Source organism: Micromonospora sp. NPDC049523 (assembly GCF_040676775.1).
Classification (GTDB): Bacteria; Actinomycetota; Actinomycetes; order Mycobacteriales; family Micromonosporaceae; genus Micromonospora_G.
Genome location: NZ_JBFAPP010000011.1, coordinates 198249 through 215274, shown reverse-complemented (window position 1 = coordinate 215274; position 17026 = coordinate 198249). Strand labels below are relative to the sequence as shown.

16 protein-coding genes are annotated in these 17026 nt (G+C 69.5%); 10 read left to right on the top strand and 6 right to left on the bottom strand.

Annotated elements, in window-relative coordinates:
• Positions 1 to 51: 51 nt before the first annotated feature.
• A complete protein-coding gene (locus AB0J90_RS19490) occupies positions 52 to 936 on the bottom strand; it encodes an acyl-CoA thioesterase II (protein ID WP_363597646.1) in 885 nt (294 codons plus the stop codon).
• Positions 933 to 2384 (bottom strand): pyruvate kinase, encoded by a 1452-nt coding sequence (gene pyk, locus AB0J90_RS19485; protein WP_363597644.1) that lies wholly within the window; start codon positions 2382 to 2384, stop codon positions 933 to 935. The genes AB0J90_RS19490 and pyk overlap by 4 nt, the downstream gene beginning before the upstream one ends.
• Before the next feature lie 498 nt (positions 2385 to 2882).
• Here pyk and AB0J90_RS19480 point away from each other — a divergent pair, with 498 nt between their 5' ends.
• Complete coding sequence (locus AB0J90_RS19480) at positions 2883 to 5144, top strand: discoidin domain-containing protein (protein WP_363597642.1); 2262 nt, start codon at positions 2883 to 2885, stop codon at positions 5142 to 5144.
• 98 nt (positions 5145 to 5242) lie between these two features.
• Here AB0J90_RS19480 and AB0J90_RS19475 read toward each other — a convergent pair whose 3' ends face one another.
• Together AB0J90_RS19475 and AB0J90_RS19470 are read right to left on the bottom strand one after the other, a co-directional pair.
• Positions 5243 to 6373: a lytic polysaccharide monooxygenase gene (locus AB0J90_RS19475; protein ID WP_363597640.1), complete on the bottom strand. Its 1131-nt coding sequence runs from the start codon at positions 6371 to 6373 to the stop codon at positions 5243 to 5245.
• A 279-nt stretch (positions 6374 to 6652) separates the two neighbouring features.
• The gene (locus AB0J90_RS19470; protein WP_363597638.1) at positions 6653 to 7165 is read right to left on the bottom strand and encodes an O-acetyl-ADP-ribose deacetylase; all 513 of its coding nucleotides are present in this window, start codon (positions 7163 to 7165) and stop codon (positions 6653 to 6655) included.
• 200 nt (positions 7166 to 7365) lie between these two features.
• Here AB0J90_RS19470 and AB0J90_RS19465 point away from each other — a divergent pair, with 200 nt between their 5' ends.
• Together AB0J90_RS19465 and AB0J90_RS19460 are read left to right on the top strand one after the other, a co-directional pair.
• On the top strand, positions 7366 to 7665 hold the full coding sequence (locus AB0J90_RS19465; protein WP_363597636.1) for a hypothetical protein: 300 nt from the start codon (positions 7366 to 7368) through the stop codon (positions 7663 to 7665).
• The gene (locus tag AB0J90_RS19460; protein ID WP_363597634.1) at positions 7665 to 9311 is read left to right on the top strand and encodes an amidase; all 1647 of its coding nucleotides are present in this window, start codon (positions 7665 to 7667) and stop codon (positions 9309 to 9311) included. Before AB0J90_RS19465 ends, AB0J90_RS19460 begins: the two co-directional genes overlap by 1 nt.
• 51 nt (positions 9312 to 9362) lie before the next feature.
• On the opposite strand, the gene AB0J90_RS19455 is transcribed toward AB0J90_RS19460, so the two are convergent.
• Positions 9363 to 10295, bottom strand: coding sequence for a winged helix-turn-helix domain-containing protein (locus AB0J90_RS19455; RefSeq protein WP_363597632.1), 933 nt, complete (start codon positions 10293 to 10295; stop codon positions 9363 to 9365).
• Between the two features lie 637 nt (positions 10296 to 10932).
• On the opposite strand from AB0J90_RS19455, the gene AB0J90_RS19450 reads away from it, so the two are divergent.
• The 5 genes from AB0J90_RS19450 (at position 10933) to AB0J90_RS19430 (ending at position 15063) form a co-directional block, all read left to right on the top strand.
• Entirely contained in the window at positions 10933 to 12507 is a 1575-nt protein-coding gene (locus AB0J90_RS19450) for a prolyl oligopeptidase family serine peptidase (protein ID WP_363597630.1), read from the top strand.
• A 204-nt stretch (positions 12508 to 12711) separates the two neighbouring features.
• Positions 12712 to 12972 (top strand): hypothetical protein, encoded by a 261-nt coding sequence (locus AB0J90_RS19445; protein WP_363597628.1) that lies wholly within the window; start codon positions 12712 to 12714, stop codon positions 12970 to 12972.
• Positions 12973 to 12986: 14 nt separating this feature from the next.
• Positions 12987 to 13625: a hypothetical protein gene (locus AB0J90_RS19440; protein ID WP_363597626.1), complete on the top strand. Its 639-nt coding sequence runs from the start codon at positions 12987 to 12989 to the stop codon at positions 13623 to 13625.
• Entirely contained in the window at positions 13622 to 14311 is a 690-nt protein-coding gene (locus tag AB0J90_RS19435) for a hypothetical protein (protein WP_363597624.1), read from the top strand. The genes AB0J90_RS19440 and AB0J90_RS19435 overlap by 4 nt, the downstream gene beginning before the upstream one ends.
• A 209-nt stretch (positions 14312 to 14520) precedes the next feature.
• The gene (locus AB0J90_RS19430; protein ID WP_363597622.1) at positions 14521 to 15063 is read left to right on the top strand and encodes a hypothetical protein; all 543 of its coding nucleotides are present in this window, start codon (positions 14521 to 14523) and stop codon (positions 15061 to 15063) included.
• Positions 15064 to 15324: 261 nt separating this feature from the next.
• Here AB0J90_RS19430 and AB0J90_RS19425 read toward each other — a convergent pair whose 3' ends face one another.
• On the bottom strand, positions 15325 to 15543 hold the full coding sequence (locus AB0J90_RS19425; protein ID WP_363597620.1) for a winged helix-turn-helix domain-containing protein: 219 nt from the start codon (positions 15541 to 15543) through the stop codon (positions 15325 to 15327).
• A 230-nt stretch (positions 15544 to 15773) separates the two neighbouring features.
• On the opposite strand from AB0J90_RS19425, the gene AB0J90_RS19420 reads away from it, so the two are divergent.
• Positions 15774 to 15983 carry a hypothetical protein gene (locus AB0J90_RS19420; protein ID WP_363597618.1) on the top strand — a complete coding sequence of 70 codons (210 nt, stop codon included), beginning with the start codon at positions 15774 to 15776 and terminating at the stop codon, positions 15981 to 15983.
• A complete protein-coding gene (locus AB0J90_RS19415; RefSeq protein ID WP_363597616.1) occupies positions 15980 to 16969 on the top strand; it encodes a hypothetical protein in 990 nt (329 codons plus the stop codon). The genes AB0J90_RS19420 and AB0J90_RS19415 overlap by 4 nt, the downstream gene beginning before the upstream one ends.
• Positions 16970 to 17026 lie beyond the last annotated feature (57 nt).

The following is a 17026-nucleotide window of genomic DNA, read 5'->3' as shown; positions in this document are numbered from 1 at the left end:
CGCGGGTCACACGCTTGTGCCGCGTGGTTCGGCGGTAACCCGGTGACCCGGTCAGGCGCCGACCCGGCGGAGCAGGCCCTCCTGGACCGAGCTGGCGATCTGGCGGCCGTCGACGGTGAACATCCGGCCGGTGGCGAGCCCTCGCGCGCCGGAGGCGGACGGGCTCCAGCAGTCGTAGAGGAACCACTCGTCGGCCCGGAACGGCCGGTGGAACCAGAGGGCGTGGTCGAGGCTCGCGCCGACCACACCGCCGGGGCCCCAGACCTCGCCGTGCACCGAGAGCACCGAGTCGAGCAGGGTCAGGTCGGAGGCGTACGTCAGCGCGCAGGCGTGCAGCAGCGGGTCGTCGGGCAGCTTGCCGTCGATCCGCATCCACACCCGCTGGTACGGGTCGGCCGGGCGGTCGCCGGGGCGTACCCAGCCGGGCTCGCCGACGTAGCGGACGTCGATCGGCCGCGGGATGAGCGACCAGATGCCGAGCCGCTCCGGGTAGCGGGCGAGCCGGTCGGCCATGGTCGGCACCTCGTCCGGACCGGGTACGTCCGGCGGGACCGGGGCCTGGTGGTCCAGCCCCTCCTCCAGCCGCTGGAACGAGGCGGACATGAAGAAGATCGTCTTGCCGTGCTGCTTGGCCACCGAACGCCGGACCGAGAACGAACGGCCGTCGCGGATCCGTTCGACCTGGTATTCGATCGGCTCGACGGGGTCGCCGGGCCGGACGAAGTAGCCGTGCAGCGAGTGCACGAACCGGGTCGGGTCGACGGTCCGGCCGGCGGCCACCAGTGCCTGGCCGGCGACCTGACCGCCGTACACCCGTTGCGGACCGACCGGGGGACTCATGCCACGGAAGGTCATCTCGTCGATCTGGGTCAGGTCGAGCACCTCGAGGAGCTGATCGACCGCGACCTGTCCACCGACCGGTCCGCCGGACGTCACTGCAGGGCCCGGGCCGCCGCGGCGTCGACGAGGGAGCCGAGCTGGTGCACCCGGAGCGTGTTGGTGAAACCGGGGGTGCCGGGCGGGCTGCCGGCGACGATCACCACGTAGTCGCCCGGGTTGCCCCGGCCCAGGCCGAGCAGCGCCTGGTCGACCTGGCGGAACATGTCGTCGGTGTGCTGCACGAACGGCATCAGAAAGGTCTCCACACCCCAGGCGAGGGCGAGCTGGTCGCGCACCTCCGGCACCGGGGTGAAGGCGAGCAGCGGCAGGTCGCAGTGCAGCCGGGAGAGCCGGCGTACGGTGTCGCCGGTCTGCGAGAAGGCGACCAGGGCCTTGGCGCCGATGGCGCGGGCGATCTGCGAGGCGGCCACGGTGAGCGCGCCGCCGTGCGTACGTGGGTCGTGCTGCAGGCGCGGCACGCCGATCGACCCGGACTCGGTGGTGGTGATGATCTTCGCCATGGTGCTCACGGTGAGCACCGGATACTTGCCGACGCTGGTCTCACCGGAGAGCATCACCGCGTCGGCGCCGTCGAGCACCGCGTTCGCCACGTCGGAGGCTTCCGCGCGGGTCGGGCGGGAGTTCTCGATCATGGAGTCGAGCATCTGGGTGGCCACGATGACCGGCCGGGCGTTCTCCCGGCAGAGCTGCACGGCCCGCTTCTGCACCAGCGGCACCTGGTCCAGTGGAAGCTCGACGCCGAGGTCACCGCGGGCGACCATGACACCGCCGTCGAACGCGGCGACGATGGCCTCCAGGTGGTCCACCGCCTCCGGCTTCTCGACCTTGGCCATGACCGGCCGGTGTACGCCGACCTCCTGCATGATCTGGTGCGCCAGCTTGATGTCGTCGGCCGACCGGACGAAGGACATCGCGATCATGTCGACGCCGAGACCGAGGGCGAACCGGAGGTCCTCGGCGTCCTTGTCCGACATCGCCGGCACGCTCACCGCGACGTTGGGCAGCGAGACGCCCTTGTTGTTGGAGACCGCGCCACCCTCGGTGACCAGCACCCGGATGTCGTTGCCCTCGACCGAGCTGACCTCGACCGCGACCCGGCCGTCGTCGATCAGCAGGCGGTCGCCGGGGCGGACCTCCTGGGGGAGCTTGCTGTAGGTGCAGGAGACCCGCTCACGGGTGCCGAGGATGTCGTCGCCGGTGATCACGACGGAGTCACCGGTACGCCACTCGTGCGGGCCGTCGGCGAAGCGGCCGAGGCGGATCTTGGGGCCCTGCAGGTCGGCCAGGATCGCTACCGCTTTCCCGGTGGCCTGGGCGGTCTGCCGGACCAGGTGAAAGACCTGCTCGTGGTCGGCGTGGCTGCCGTGGCTGAAGTTCAGCCGGGCCACGTCCATGCCGGCCTCGACGAGGCCGCGGATGCGCTCCGGGCTCGAAGTCGCGGGGCCAAGCGTACAGACGATTTTCGCGCGGCGTGTCACGCCCATCAGGCTAGTCTCTCTCCCAGATCGGTCCACGGGCCGACCCTGTCGGATTCTGGAATTCTCGTCCAACGCCGTGCGGTGCGCAGGTGTCCGGCGGGTGTCGTCTCGCCGGGCGACGCGTTGGGGTGGCGGGCATCAGCGACCGCGCGTCCGGAAGCGTACCGCCGTCGTGTTGTCTACGACACGCCCGGTCGGTTCCGCCCCCGCCAGCGGGCCGGAAGTCGGCAAGCCACGAGATCTCGCCGCCGACAAATCTCGCTAACCGCCCTAGCGGTGAGGACTGCTCAATTAGCGGGCATATCAGACAGGAATCGATGTTCGTCTTGACGGCCCGAAACAGCGGCGTAACACTCGTCGGGAGAGCGCTCTCACTGTCAGTCCCCCGCAGGCGCGGGCCGACCGCCGGATCCCCCCGGCGGCCGGCCGTACCCACCCAGCCTGGGCGTTGCCACGCCTCGACTGGGCCGCCCCACCGCGCCCTATCCCCGACAGGTGGGCCCAATGGAAGTTCATCGTCGCACCACGCGCACACCCTCGACCCGATCCCGATGGGGTGTGCTCGCCGCCCTGGCCGCCGCACTGCTGGCGCCCGTACCGTTCATCGCCACCGCACCGACCGCCGCGCAGGCCGCGCCCAGCCTGATCTCCCAGGGCAAGACGGCCACCGCCTCGTCCACCGAGAACGGCGGCACGCTCGCCCCCGCGGCGGTCGACGGCAACACCGGCACGCGCTGGTCCAGCGCGTTCAGCGACCCCCAGTGGCTACAGGTCGACCTCGGCGCCACCGCCACCCTCAGCCAGGTGGTGCTGAACTGGGAAACCGCCGCCGGGCGGGCCTTCCAGATCCAGACCTCGCCGAATGGGTCCGCACCCTGGACCACGATCTACTCGACCACCACCGGCACCGGCGGCGTGCAGACGCTCCCGGTGACCGGCAGCGGCCGCTACGTACGGATGTACGGCACGGCCAGGACCACCGGCTACGGCTACTCGCTCTGGGAGTTCCAGGTGTACGGCGAATTCGGCACCACCCCGCCGACCACGCCTCCCACCACGCCGCCGGTGACCGGCACCCCGGTCGAGCCGACCGACCCGCGCAACCCGAACTTCGGGCCGAACACCTTCGTCTTCGACCCGTCGACGCCGACCGGCACCATCCAGAGCCGGCTGAACACGATCTTCACCCAGCAGGAGCAGAACCAGTTCGGTCCGGAGCGGTACGCGGTGCTGTTCAAGCCCGGCACCTACACCGCCGACGTGAACCTGGGCTTCTTCACCCAGGTCGCCGGCCTCGGCTTCTCCCCCGACGACGTGAACCTCAACGGTCACGTACGGGCCGAGGCGACCTGGTTCGGCGGCAACGCCACCCAGAACTTCTGGCGGGCGGCGGAGAACCTGTCGGTGACCCTGCCGGCCGGGGTGACCGTGGAACGCTGGGCGGTGTCGCAGGCCGCCCCGTACCGGCGGATGCACCTGCGCGGCGCGCAGAACCAGATCCAGCTCTGGAACGGCGGCGACGGCTGGTCCAGTGGCGGCCTGCTGGCCGACACCCGGATCGACGGCCTGGTCGTGTCCGGCTCGCAGCAGCAGTGGTACTCGCGCAACAGCGAGTTCGGCAACGGCTGGACCGGATCGGTGTGGAACATGGTGTTCCAGGGCGTGGTCGGCGCACCGCCGCCGAACTTCCCGAACCCCTCGCACACCGTGATCAACACGACCCCGACCGTCCGGGAGAAGCCCTTCCTGTACGTCGACGGCTCCGGCGAGTACCGGGTCTTCGTACCGGCGCTGCGGCAGAACAGCACCGGCACCACCTGGTACAACAAGACCCCGGCCGGTAGCTCGACCTCGCTGAGCCAGTACTTCATCGTCCGGCAGGGCACCACCGCGGCGACCATCAACGCTGCCCTCGCCCAGGGTAAGGACCTGCTCTTCGCCCCGGGCGTGCACCGGATCAACGACACGATCCGGATCACCCGGCCGAACACCGTCGTGCTCGGCCTCGGCCTGGCGACGATCGAGCCGCAGAACGGCGTCACCGCGATGACCGTCGCCGACGTGGACGGGGTGAAGGTCGCCGGCATCATGTTCGAGGCCGGCACCACCAACTCCGCCGCCCTGATGGAGGTCGGCCCGGCCGGCTCCAGCGCGGACCACGCGGCCAACCCGACCTCGCTGCACGACGTCTTCTTCCGCATCGGCGGAGCGGTCGCCGGCAAGGCCACCAACAGCCTGGTGGTCAACAGCGACGACGTGATCGGCGACCACATGTGGTTGTGGCGGGCCGACCACGGCAACGGCGGCACCTACGGGTGGACGATCAACACGGCCGACACCGGCCTGATCGTCAACGGTGACGACGTCACGATGTACGGGCTCTTCGTCGAGCACTACCAGAAGTACCAGACCATCTGGAACGGCGAACGCGGCCGGACGTACTTCTACCAGAACGAGATGCCGTACGACCCGCCGAACCAGGCGGCCTGGATGAACGGGTCGACCCGAGGTTATGCGGCGTACAAGGTGGCCGACTCGGTCAACACGCACGAGGCGTGGGGGCTGGGCAGCTACTGCTACTTCAACGTGAACCCGGCGGTGGTCGGCGAACGCTCCTTCGAGGTGCCGAACAAGACCGGGGTCAGGTTCCACAACATGGTCTCGGTGTCGCTCGGCGGCGTGGGCACGATCAACCGCGTCATCAACAACACCGGCGGCCCGGCGAACCAGGCCGCGCAGACCATCTACGTGGTCAACTACCCGTAACGAGCCGCTGGCACGGCACGCCTACGGGGTTCCCACCGCGCCCGGTCCGGTCGTTCGTCGACCGGGCCGGGCGCGGCCCGTTCCGCTACCCGAACAGGTCAGGTGGCGACGCAGGTCGGGGTCGGTGCACCGTTGCTGCCGGTCCACGAGCCGAGGAAACCGAAGGTGGTGCTCGCACCGGCGCCGAGCCTGCCGTTGTAGGCGACGTTGGTCGCGGTGACGCCGGTGCCGGAGGAGGTGACGGTGGCGCCCCAACTCGACGCGACCGTCTGCCCGTTGGGCCAGGTCCAGGTCACCGTCCAGCCGCTGATCGCGGCGCTGCCGGCGGTCACCCGTACGTCACCCTGGAAGCCGCCCGACCACTGGCCGGTGACCGTGTAGGTGGCGGTGCAGCCGCGCGGCGTACCCGGGGTGGTGGCCGGCGGCGTGGTGCGGGTCGGGGTGGGCGTCGGGGTCGCGGTCCGGGTCGGCGTCGGCGTGGGTGTCGGCGTACGGGTGGGGGTGACCGTCGGCGTCGGTGTCGGACCGGCACCGCCGGGGAAGGTCACGTCACTGCACCAGTAGTACGACTGGTCCATGTGGCTGGCCTGCCAGATGGTGAACACCACGTGCCGGCCGGTACGCCCCGGCGCGGACACGTTGATCGAGTTGGAGACGCCGTTGAGGACCGGGTCGTTGGTCCGGGTCCCCTGTCCGGGCGGGATCACCCCGGTCGAGGCGACCTGTTCGAGGTCGGCCCAGCGCAGCGGTTGGGTGAGCGGGTTGTAGCCCTGCCGGGAGACGTACACCCGGTAGTAGTCGGCGCCGTGCAGGGCCTGGTCGTGCACGGTCAGGGTGAAGTTGTTGTTCACCGACGCGGCCCGCCACGCGCCGGGGGTGTCCATCGCCGCGTAGCGGGGTCCGCCGGTACGGCCACCGCTGCACAGCTGCCCGTCCGGGATGGCGGCCTGGTGGTTGCCGGCCACACCCTCGCGGTAGAGGCCGTTCCAGTTCCACATGCCGTTCGGGTCGTTCTGCCAGGCCTGCCAGCACATCGGATCCTCGGTGGCCATCTCGGGCGCCTGGAAGTTGCCGCCCCAGCGCTGCCAGCAGCCGTAGTTGCGCGACGGTGGGCTGATCGTCGAGCCGTGCGCGGAGGCGGTCTCGACCCACACGGTGGTGAGCATCAGCATCGCGAGCGCGGCGACCGCCAGCACGCGGGTGATCAGTGGTCGGGTGGACAGGGGCATCGGGGCTCCCGGTGGAGAAGTAGGGTGCCCCGCACGAGCCGCGGGTGGGAGAACGGAACCATGGGGCCGTACGCGAGCACGCGCGAAGGCGGAAGGCGTGGAACGAGTACGCGGGAGGCTGCCCGTCACCCCCGCACCGGCTACGTGGCTCCCGCACCGGCCCTACCTCAGCAGATTCACATGCCTCTATGACACCTGTCAATAGTTTGGCCATCAAACAAACAGCTCCACACCCCGCTGAACCCCCGTCGTCGGGGGATCCAGTGGAGGTGGGGTGAGTTACCGGGGGGTGTCGAGCGCGGCCTGGAGCAGGGCCCGGGTCGACTCGTCGAAGGCGACCAGACGGATCAGCTCGACCCGCGACGGGGTGGACCGGATCGTGTCGACCGCTATCCGGGCCGCCTCCTGCGGCGGGAACCCGTAGACGCCGGTGGCGATGGCCGGGAAGGCGATCCGGCGTACGCCGAGTTCGTCGGCGACCTCCAGGCTGCGCCGGTAGCAGGAGGCGAGCACCTCAGCCTCGCCGTGCTCACCGCCCTCCCAAACCGGACCGACGGTGTGGATCACGTGTCGGACCGGCGGGTCGAGGTCGAATGCCGGTGTGGCCTTCGCGTCGCCCGGATCGCAGGGCGCGATCGCCGCACCCGCGTCGGCCAACCGCGCCCCGGCCGCCCGGTGGATCGCCCCGTCCACCCCGCCTCCGCCGAGCAACGACTCGTTGGCCGCGGTCACCACCGCGTCCACGTCCTCGCGCGTGATGTCCCCGCGCACCACCTCGACCCGTACGACCATCCGCCCATGCTCCCATCCCCGATCCATGCTGCGGCGCCAACGGGCAAACGGAGATCCACAAGCACGTATTTGCCCTAGATCGACGGGCATTGGGGCTGGTGGGGACGGGGGCGGTTCACGTCTATGTGATCTTGAGGTCATGATCCTGACACAGGTCGAACCGACAGTGGGGCAACGTTTTTCCCAAGCGGAGGAGCACCATGGCACCCACACCGCCGACCGACTCCGAACTCGACATCCTGATCCGGGCCCGACTCGCCTCGCTCGGCATAGACCTGAGCCAGCTTCCGCCGGGCACCACCGCCGACCCGGTGACCGGCTCCCCCGGTCAGGACTCCGTACTGGCCTCGCTGCGCTCGTTCGTCCGGAGCACGGTGACGGCGCTGGCCGCGTACCAGCTGCCGGCACCCGCCGGATCCACCCCTGCCGTCGCCAAGGCGATCTCGCAGCAGGCGGCGCCGATGCTCTACCCCTCGATCAGCACCGAATGGCGGAAGTGATGACGACGATCCAACCCCAGGACCGTACGGTCGACCGCCGCGCCTTCCTCGCCCGTACCGCCGCCCTGGCCGCCGCCGCCACGGTCGGCAGCACCATCGCGCTTCCGTCGATCGCGCTCGCCGCCCCGGACGGCGGCACCGCCTCCGGCGGCAACCCGGTCAAGTGGAACCCGGCACTGGACAAGCCGAGCGCCTACACCAAGCCCCGGCCGGAGGCGGTGGCCGATCCGACCGAGCTGACCATCTCCGAGGCCGCGTGGCTGATCCGCGCCGGCAAGCTCACCCCGGAGCAGCTCGTCGAGGCGTACCTGGCCCGGATCGAGGCGTACGACGGCACGTACAAGGCCTTCAACCTGGTGCTGGCCGACGCGGCGATCAAGGCGGCGCGGGCCGCGGCCCGCAAGCCGCACCGCGGCGCGCTGCACGGCATCCCGCTCGCGATCAAGGACAACTACTGGACCGAGGGGGTGCCGACGACCGCGAACTCCTACCTGTTCCAGGACTTCGTCCCGCCGTACGACGCCACCGCGGTCGCCAAGCTGAAGGTCAACGGCGGCATCGTGATGGGCAAGACCCAGATGGGTCCGCTGGCCACCACCCGCGCCACCACCCCGTCCGGTGTGGTCACCACGGTCAACGCCTGGACGCCGACCAACCCCGGCACCGACCCCGGCGGCTCGTCCACCGGCACCGCCACCTCGGTCGCCGGCCGGCTCGTCTCGTCCGGCATCGGCACCCAGACCGGTGGTTCGATCACCGCCCCGTCGAACGCGCAGAACCTGACCGGGCTCAAGCCGACCATGGGTCGGGTCTCGTTGAGCGGCATCATCCCGCTCAGCTACACCCGCGACCATCCCGGACCGTTGGCCCGCGACGCCAAGGACGCCGCGATCATGCTGACCGCGATGGCCGGCGAGGACCCGGCCGACCCGCGTACGCAGGGACTGCCCGCACTGCCGAACCTGCTCAACGCGGCAACTCCGCTCTACGACGGCAGCACCCTGAAGCTGCGCTGGCCGACCCGGATCGGGGTGCTGCCCGGCTACGGCAGCGGCAGCTCCGCGACCGCGCTGGCCCAGCAGGCGTACCTGGCCAAGCTTGCCGCGATCCCCGGCGCCACCCTGGTGGACGTCACCCTGCCGGACGAGTGGGACCTGCTCACCGGCAACAACTTCAACAACGTACGGCTGCCGGAGCGCAGCGAGCCGTTCATGCCGTACCTGCGTACGGACCTGCGCGGCTTCGGTGTCTCGGTGACGAGCTGGTTGCAGGGCGCGCTGATGGGTGGCAACGAGTTCATCACCGGTCAGCGGGCCAAGCTGCTGCTGATGGAACGGGTGCTGGACCAGCTCTTCGAGACCTGCGACGTGGTGGTGCAGACCGGTCCGGTGCCGTTCGACATCCTCGGCCTGCCGGAGATCGCCTTCCCGATCGGCTTCACCGCCGCGGGGGTGCCGATCGGCGCGATCCTCGGCGGACTCCCGTACGGCGAGGACCGGTTGCTGTCGCTGGTCGCCGCGTACCAGGCGGTCACCGACTGGCACTGGCGCCGGCCGCCGAACCCGCCGGCCGGTGCCACCGCGGCGCGGACCGCCGCGGTAACCCACCGCCTGACCGCCGAAGAGGTCGCCACCCTCACCCAGTGAGATGTCAGGAGGGGCCCCTTGTCCGAAGGGGCCCCTCCCGGCTGTGGAAACTCAGCGCTGCGGACGTGGGATGCCGTTGAGCAGGTCGGCTCCGAGTGGGGTGAGGGCATGCAGGACGGCCTTGCCCTGACGGATCGTGGTGATGAGGCCGGCCCGGCGCAGCACCGTCGCGTGCTCGCTCGCGCTGGCCAGTGAGCAGGTGAGCCGCTCGGCGAGCTGACCGGTGGTGCACGCACCACGGGCGACCGCTTCGAGGGCGTTGGCCCTGGTCCGGCCGAGCAGTGCGGCGAGCGCCTTCGACACCGCCCCGGCACCCGGCGCGGTCAGCATGGCCGCGGCGTCAGCGACCGTACGCATGACGGGAACGAACAGGATCACCGGCGCCCGGTCGTCGATGGTGCTGGTGACGACGCTGGGCATGCTCTGGCAGAAGGCCGACGGCACCAGCACCAGGCCCCGCCCGGCGAGTACCAGGTTGTCGACCGGTGCACCACGACCCACCTCTAATATCGGTGAGCGCCAATGGAATCCGGGCGGTAAGGCGGCGAACATCGCCTCCACTCCGTACGCCGCCAGGGCGCCGGCATAGGTGGCGTGCTCGGCCTGCAATCGCGATTGGATCTGCGGCCAGTAGGGCGCGACCGCTACCTGATGATATTCGTGCAGAAAGCGCACCAGATCCCGCCGGTCCACCCGATCAGACAGCGGCGCGCCCATCGGTGGCCTTGGTCGGCGCGGCGCCCAACCGCCGGCGCCAGCCCCGGATCGAGCGGCACCGACCAACTCCCGCCGGAACCGCTCGGGACCGGCTCTCAACAGGGCTTCGAGCCCTTCTTCGAGCGAGTCGGCCGGCCCGGTGGCGGCAAGCAGGTCGCCGTTCAAATCGTCGAACAGGGCGGCGGCCGGATGGGTCGCCACGGTCGACGTACGACGGACACGCTCCCGCCAGCCGCCGAACAGTCCCGGCGATGCAGGTTTGTGCAATGTCAAGAGACTCAGGAACGTCTCACCGAGTGGTCCCCAGGTGGCCGCGACACGTGTCCTGGCCAGATCCTGGGCAGAAAAATGGATATGCAGCACGATTGCCCCCCGTTGGCTGGCGTGCCGATAAAGTTCGACAAGTATTACCGGCGGTAGCGGGGACGGACAAGAGGCGAACCATCACCGAGCCTTTCGGCCTGCACCGAAAGGCTCGCTTCTGGACGTTCGATCCGGGGGTGGCCACCTATACGGAGGGTGACACGAGCCGACGCCCGACGATGCCCGCGTAGCCGTACGGTCGAGGTCGTCAGCCCGGATATGCCGCGTACGCCCGAACCATCCCGTACCGGAGGTTCGATGACATTGGGTAGTTGCAGGCGATAAATAGGGGTCTTGACGTCACAAAACCGACGTGGTGAAGATGGCCCCACGGCGGTCCGCGGGGGCGATCGCCACGGGGAGAGGGCGACACGGTGGTGGACAACCTCCGCGCCGCGAGCCGGACCACAGTGGAACGTGGCCGGACCACGGTAGGACAGCATCGGGCTCGGGAACCGCGGAATCGGCCATGCGGCCCGGCCACTTCGCACCACGAGGCCAGCCGATGACCGGCGTACGGACGCGAAGCAGCAGGTCGCGGTTGAGGCGGGCGTTGCTCGCACCGGCGTACAACAGCTCACCCAGGCTCGCCCCGGACGGCAGCGCGGTCGCGTTCGTCCGGAACACCGACGAGGGCCCGGAGCTGTGGCTGCGTACGGCCGCCGCGGACGAACGCCGCCTGGCCGCCCATCCGGGCGAGACGATCGACGACCTGCGCTGGACCGCCGACGGCACGATGCTGGTCTACCGGCACAGCCCGTCGGGGCGTAACGAGTGGAGCCTCGCCGCCGCGCGCCCGACCGACACCAGCGGGGATGGCGGCGACACCGGTCCGGCGAGGTACGGAACACCTGGTCCGGTCACCGAATACTGGCTCTCCCGCCACGACCCGACAACCGCCGTCTACAGTTGCCGCCGCCCCGGCGCCTCCGGCCCCGAACTGTTCCGACTCAGCCTGAACGCGTCACTCGACGGCGGGGAGCCGGTGTTAGTCGCGCGCGAGCAGGGCTTCCGGCAGTGGTTCGTGGACCCTACGCTGCAGCCTCGCGGCGGAATCCGCACAGGTGGCGACGGCTCGGTCGAGATCGTGCTGGGCGACCGGCTCGAAACGGCGCGCGGCGTACTCCGGATCGGCGCCAGGGAGGCCGACGACCTGTCCGTACAGGCCTTCAGCGCCGACGGGCGGCGCCTGTTCCTGCTCACCAGCTACGACTCGAAGACCCGCAGACTGATCTCGATCGGCTCGACCAGCGGCGCCACCATGACGGTGTTCGCGCATCCCACGCTGGACGTCGACGGTTACCCGATCGCGGGCGACGGAGTGTGGTTCGAGCCCGCGACCGGCCTGCCGGACATCTGCGCCGTCACCGACCAGCGGCTGCGCTACCACGCACTCAACCCGGCGAAGCAGCAGGCGGTCGGGCGGCTCGCGGCCACCGGCACCGGTTCGGCGGTCATCGTGGACCGCAGCGCCGACGACCGTACCTGGTTGATCGGGCAGGTCCGCGACGACGGACCGGTCGCGTACCACGTCTTCGAACCGACGACCGGCCGGTCCGAACCGCTCTTCCTCGACCGCCCCGACCTGGCCGACTACCAACTCCCGAAACTCGAAGACTTCATCTTCGTCGCCGGTGACGGCCGCGAACTGACCGGGTACGCCATGCGCCCGGTCTACCACCGGCTGCCGCTGCCCACCGTCGTGGTCGTGCACGACGGCCCGACCGACCGGGAGTCGTGGCGGTTCCACGCCGAGGCGCAGTACCTCGCCTCACTCGGATACCTTTCCCTGCACATCAACCACCGTGGCTCACGCGGATTCGGGGTCGAATTCCGCCGCGCCGGCAATCACGAGTACGGCGGCAGAATGCAACAGGACCTCTACGACGCCGTCGCACACGGGGTGCAGTCCGGTCTGGTCGACCGCGATCGGGTGGCCTTCTTCGGCACCTCGTACGGCGGACACGCCGCCCTGCTGGCCGCGTACACCCGGTCGGACCTCGTACGCTGCGCGGTCGCGCTCAGCGACCGGTTCGGGCATCAGCAGCTCGCCACCGCCGACCGGCTGGTCCTCTTCGAGGAAATCGAACGCTTCCTGGCCGACCGCCTCAGCTGACGCCCCGACCCCCTGCCCCACTCGCTCGCCTCACCGCGCACACCCTCAAGATCCGAGATCTTGGAACCGTACCGTCGTGATTACGGCGATGAAATTCCAAGATCCCGGATCTTGTGCAGGCGCCCCGAGTAGGACTGACCTACTGTGCTCGGTCGGGTACGGTCGGCTCGGGGAAGAACGACCGAGACCGGGGAGGAAATCGGAATGGCGTCCATCGAAGAGATCAAGGCCGGCGTGGCCCGATTCAGCAGTGAGACCAGCCAGCAGGCGGCCACCATCCGGGGCATCGCCGACTCGCTGGAGCAGACGACCGCGCTGCTGCGCAGCCTCACCCAGGGGACCAGCCACTCGCGGGTCGGCGAGGCACTGGCCAGAATGGAGCAGGCCAAGCAGAAACTGCACGAGGCGACAACGCTCGCGCAGGGCGCGGTCGAGGCCACCAACAGCTACGCCGCCAGCTTCTGAGCAAGGGGTACGTCATGCCAACCGTCATCGTGCCCGTCGGGCTCTCCATGGGACCGCGCTACCGTTACGTACGCCCGCCGGACCCGACTCCGGAGTGCTACGAGATCCACCTTGGCGACGACCTAGTGGAGCTGACCGAAACCGAGGCTGCCGTGTGGGCGGCGGCCTTTGTCGACGCCGAGCGGCACGCCAAGCTGGCGGTGAACCGGAAGTCCCTGATCCAGCTCGTCCAGAGCGCGCCCAAGCCCGAGCCGCGCGCCGCCGAGATCGTCGAGGGCCTGATCGCCCGCGGCCTGCTGGTCGAGTTCGACCCGGAAGGCAACCTCGAACCCGTCTTCCGCCGCCACAAACTCCTCCCCCTGGGCGAAGGACTCGGCTCAACCCCGGATGAGCCCCACCTCCACCGCATCGGCCACCAGGGCCAAGCGAAGGTGGCGCTTCCCATACAGGTGTTCAGCCAGTGGTCCTATGCTTTCCTGCACGCAAATCTTTGGCATGCCTGTGCCTTCTACGCCGATGAGTCAGAGGAAGCGGCGGCGGGCGAGGAGTTACTCAACCTGACACCGCAATCAGTAGCACGCGACACGGCCCTCAACCTGCCAATGATGATCTCAACGAGTTGCGCTTTCCTGGACCCCGTCGTCGCACCATGAGGTACGGACGGATCCAACGCGGCGAGCAAAAGAAGGAGCGGCCGTTCCTGCGGCGGCTCAAGTACGAGAGCGCCAAGGAGGGCCTCGGCAAGCTGACCGAATGGGGTGCCGCGGGGGTCGGCATGCTGGTGGGGTTGGCTGCCGCCCGACTCGGCTTGCCGATCTCCCCGTCCATCGCCGTGACCGGCGGCGCCATAGCCGGCGGGATGATCGGTGCCCAGGGCAAGGCGGTGGTGGTGGCTACTCTTGATCACCTCAGAGAACGGCGCGACATGCGATCTGCCACTGCTGGCGGGCGGTCTAGCGTTGCCGCCGAAGGCACCGGGCCTGAGAGCCGGGGCGGTGGGCACCGTGTCACACCTGGTCGCGACAGGAGCGCCAGGCATCGCAGCAGCGCCAAGGCCGCGCAGAAGTACGCGGGGTCGATGAGTATCGCCGGGCAGGTGATCTCGGGGATCGAGCAGGTCATGGAGCAGATCGAGCAGACGGCGGCCAAGCTCAACGCTGTTGCGGCGAGCATGCGCAACAGCCAGGACTCGATGATGGTCCTGATCTACGGTGGCCGCGCCGACGTCGTACGGCGTACTCACGACGCGATGTCGGGCGCTCGGGACAACGTGTACGACAGCGCCGTGTTGCTACGCAGCGCGAACGACGATCTGCGCGCGTACCGGGCGACCATCTGAACTCGCGGCGGTGCACCTGCCCGAGTCCTGCTTGACGTTGTCCGTACCCGGTCGCCACTGGCACGTTGGCACAAATCCGTGATCTCCGAGCGGTCCGCACAACCTACCGTCGTCTTCGTGATCAGCCGGGATGTCGTCAGGGACAGGCGTTCGATGCCCAGCCTGAGCGGGTGGTCAAAGCGGAGCTGTTACGAAGGTGGGAGAGAAGAATGCGGCGATCGGCACGTACACGTCAGGAACAGTGGGCGCGGTTCCTACTGGGTGGGGCGCTCGGTCTCACCCTGCTGTCGGGAATGACGGCCTGCGGCGACGAGCCGTCCTCGACGGCCCAGACTCCATCGGCCGGGAGCGTAGACGGGCCGACGGGTGCCGCCACGGGACCGGATGCCCCGGCTGGCGGCAGCGGCACCATCACGGTCGTGGCCGACGGCAAGAGGTACGAGTTCATCACCGACGACTGCAGCATTATTCAGGTCCCGGCGAAGATCTTCTCGCTCAGCACCGAGGATGCCAGCATCGAGATGTCGCTACCGTACGACCCGGGCAAGTTCGACCAGGACAGCGATGGTGTGATAGTGCCACTGACGCTGGGTGGTGACGATGAGACGTACCAGACTTTGGCACTCACCGGCGAGCGCAACGAGGCGGGCAACGCCACCACGGGCACGCTGAAGGGCACCGCCAAGCGGGCAACCACAGGCGCGGAAGTCGAGTTCACCATCAACTTCAGTTGCCCGCTCACTCGTGACTGAATACCACCCACAGTTACCGTTCATGGTAGCTGAAGACTGACCTATCGCGGGCCTGGCCGTCGCGGGGACACCTGCGACAGCCGGGCCGCTCCACACTGGCGAAGTCGGGGCGGGTAACACGTCCGCTGCGTCGGTGCTGAATGGAGCAAATAACGCCAACCGTCTCCCGATCACGCGCCCGGGTGCGGGGAAACCGCCAGCGAGACAAGCACTGTGGCGGATTTCTACCCCTGGAGGGGTAGTGATCCGCCACAGCACCGGTCATCGCTCGGCGACAAACACTCCAACACCTCCGACGCCCTCCACTAGGCCCTCGATCTTGAGGGCGTTGATGGCCTGTCGGACGACGATCGCGGACACGCTGTGCTGTGCGCAGAGTTGCGACGTGGACGGCAATTTGTCGCCCGGAGCAAGTTCTCCGGACTCGATCTGAGCGCGGATGCTGTCGACGATCTGCGCCCATTTGGGCTTGGCGGGCATAGGTCACTCCCAGGTCTGCCCCGCCATTTGATCACGTCCCACCTTGTATGGCAACCAATAGCAAGTCAGGGTTGCACGTACATCACCTGTCATATACGGTCACCTCTGTCCGGCTCCCAGGTCTGCAAACCACGGAGTTGGTCCCCACCGCACAGAGCCCGGCCGATCGGTTCCCCCTGGTCGGCCGGGTGCGTGAACCTGCCCGCACCAGCGACGGGAGGCACCAAACGGTGAGCACCACCCCACCCACCCCGCAACCCGACAAACCGCCACCACCCGACTTCCTCTCCGAAGAGAACCTCGAAGACGCCAGCGACATCCTGGTGGCCCACGCACCGATGCGGGTCGCCATCGTCAAGTGCACCTGCGGTGCGGCGTACCCGTGTCTTGAGGTGCAGTGGGCGCGACTGATCAAGCAGGTGGCGGAGGCGGGCGGGTGAACGCCCTCTCCGAGACCTACTACAGCCGGTACGCCCGGGCCAGAGCCGCCGAGGCGCGACAGGCGATCGAGCGGCACGTCGTTTCCGCGTACAGCGGGGTGTGTCTGGGGTGCGGGCGGCCCGGCCCCTGCGCCGAGCGACACCAGGCGGAACGGGCGCTGGCCCGATTCTCCCGGCGGCCCGGCGACCCGTCGCCGGACAACCGGAGCCACCCGTCGAACTGGTCCACCGCCCGCCGCCACACGATCTCACCCGAGCGTCGGGGAGGGGACGGCTTGCTCAACACCGCGATCCGCACCGCGGACGGCACGGTCGACGCGTTGCGCGCCGCCTGCCTGGCCGCGACCGAAGCGCTCGAACGCGCCAACCAGCAGGTCGACGCCGTCGAGCATCCGCTCCCCCGGACCGCCGTCGCCAACTGGGACAGCGCGCTCGACCTTGCCTGGGAGTCGTTGACCATGGTCTACTCCGGCCTGGCCGAAGCCCGCCGGCTCCCCCACTCCGAACCCGTCAACATCGGCGACGTGCTCGCCGGCCTCAAGGTTGCCCGCCTCGGTGCCGGCCGCGCCGCCCACGAGGTCGATCGGGTACGCCGACAGCTTGCCACCGCCGAAGACTGGCTCCGCCGCGACCAGGATGATCCACTCGCCCTCGCCCTCGCCCTCGCCCTCGCCGCAGCCGAGCGCTGGGCGCGGGCGGGCAGCCGACTCGACCTGGTCGCCGCCCGCCTCGCGATCGGCTCCCGTGCCCTCGACCGCTACGCCGCCAACCTCGCCGGCATCCCCGAACCCGCCGCCAGCAGCGTCACCGCCCGACTGGATCGTCTCCTGACCCGCGCCCGCCCGACGGTCGCGCAGACCCGAGAGGGCGTGCGGGCGGCGGCCGGGCTCGTCATCCGGCGCCATCCGTGGGGCGGCTGGCGCGGATTCATGGCCCGCTGGCGTCACGAGGCCTGGAAGGAGCTCACCCGCCCGTGGACAGCCTGAACCCGTACAGCAGGGCCGTACGTGACCTGGCCCTCGGGCGCGTACGCGAACACCGGC

Bases quoted from the DNA above. Each gene is read 5' to 3' on its own strand.
- pyk (WP_363597644.1), bottom strand. From the start codon at position 2,384: ATGGGCGTGACACGCCGCGCGAAAATCGTCTGTACGCTTGGCCCCGCG.
- AB0J90_RS19430 (WP_363597622.1), top strand. From the start codon at position 14,521: ATGCGGCGATCGGCACGTACACGTCAGGAACAGTGGGCGCGGTTCCTA.
- AB0J90_RS19440 (WP_363597626.1), top strand. From the start codon at position 12,987: ATGCCAACCGTCATCGTGCCCGTCGGGCTCTCCATGGGACCGCGCTAC.
- AB0J90_RS19475 (WP_363597640.1), bottom strand. From the start codon at position 6,373: ATGCCCCTGTCCACCCGACCACTGATCACCCGCGTGCTGGCGGTCGCC.
- AB0J90_RS19445 (WP_363597628.1), top strand. From the start codon at position 12,712: ATGGCGTCCATCGAAGAGATCAAGGCCGGCGTGGCCCGATTCAGCAGT.
- AB0J90_RS19480 (WP_363597642.1), top strand. From the start codon at position 2,883: ATGGAAGTTCATCGTCGCACCACGCGCACACCCTCGACCCGATCCCGA.
- AB0J90_RS19465 (WP_363597636.1), top strand. From the start codon at position 7,366: ATGGCACCCACACCGCCGACCGACTCCGAACTCGACATCCTGATCCGG.
- AB0J90_RS19425 (WP_363597620.1), bottom strand. From the start codon at position 15,543: ATGCCCGCCAAGCCCAAATGGGCGCAGATCGTCGACAGCATCCGCGCT.
- AB0J90_RS19470 (WP_363597638.1), bottom strand. From the start codon at position 7,165: ATGGTCGTACGGGTCGAGGTGGTGCGCGGGGACATCACGCGCGAGGAC.
- AB0J90_RS19460 (WP_363597634.1), top strand. From the start codon at position 7,665: ATGACGACGATCCAACCCCAGGACCGTACGGTCGACCGCCGCGCCTTC.
- AB0J90_RS19435 (WP_363597624.1), top strand. From the start codon at position 13,622: ATGAGGTACGGACGGATCCAACGCGGCGAGCAAAAGAAGGAGCGGCCG.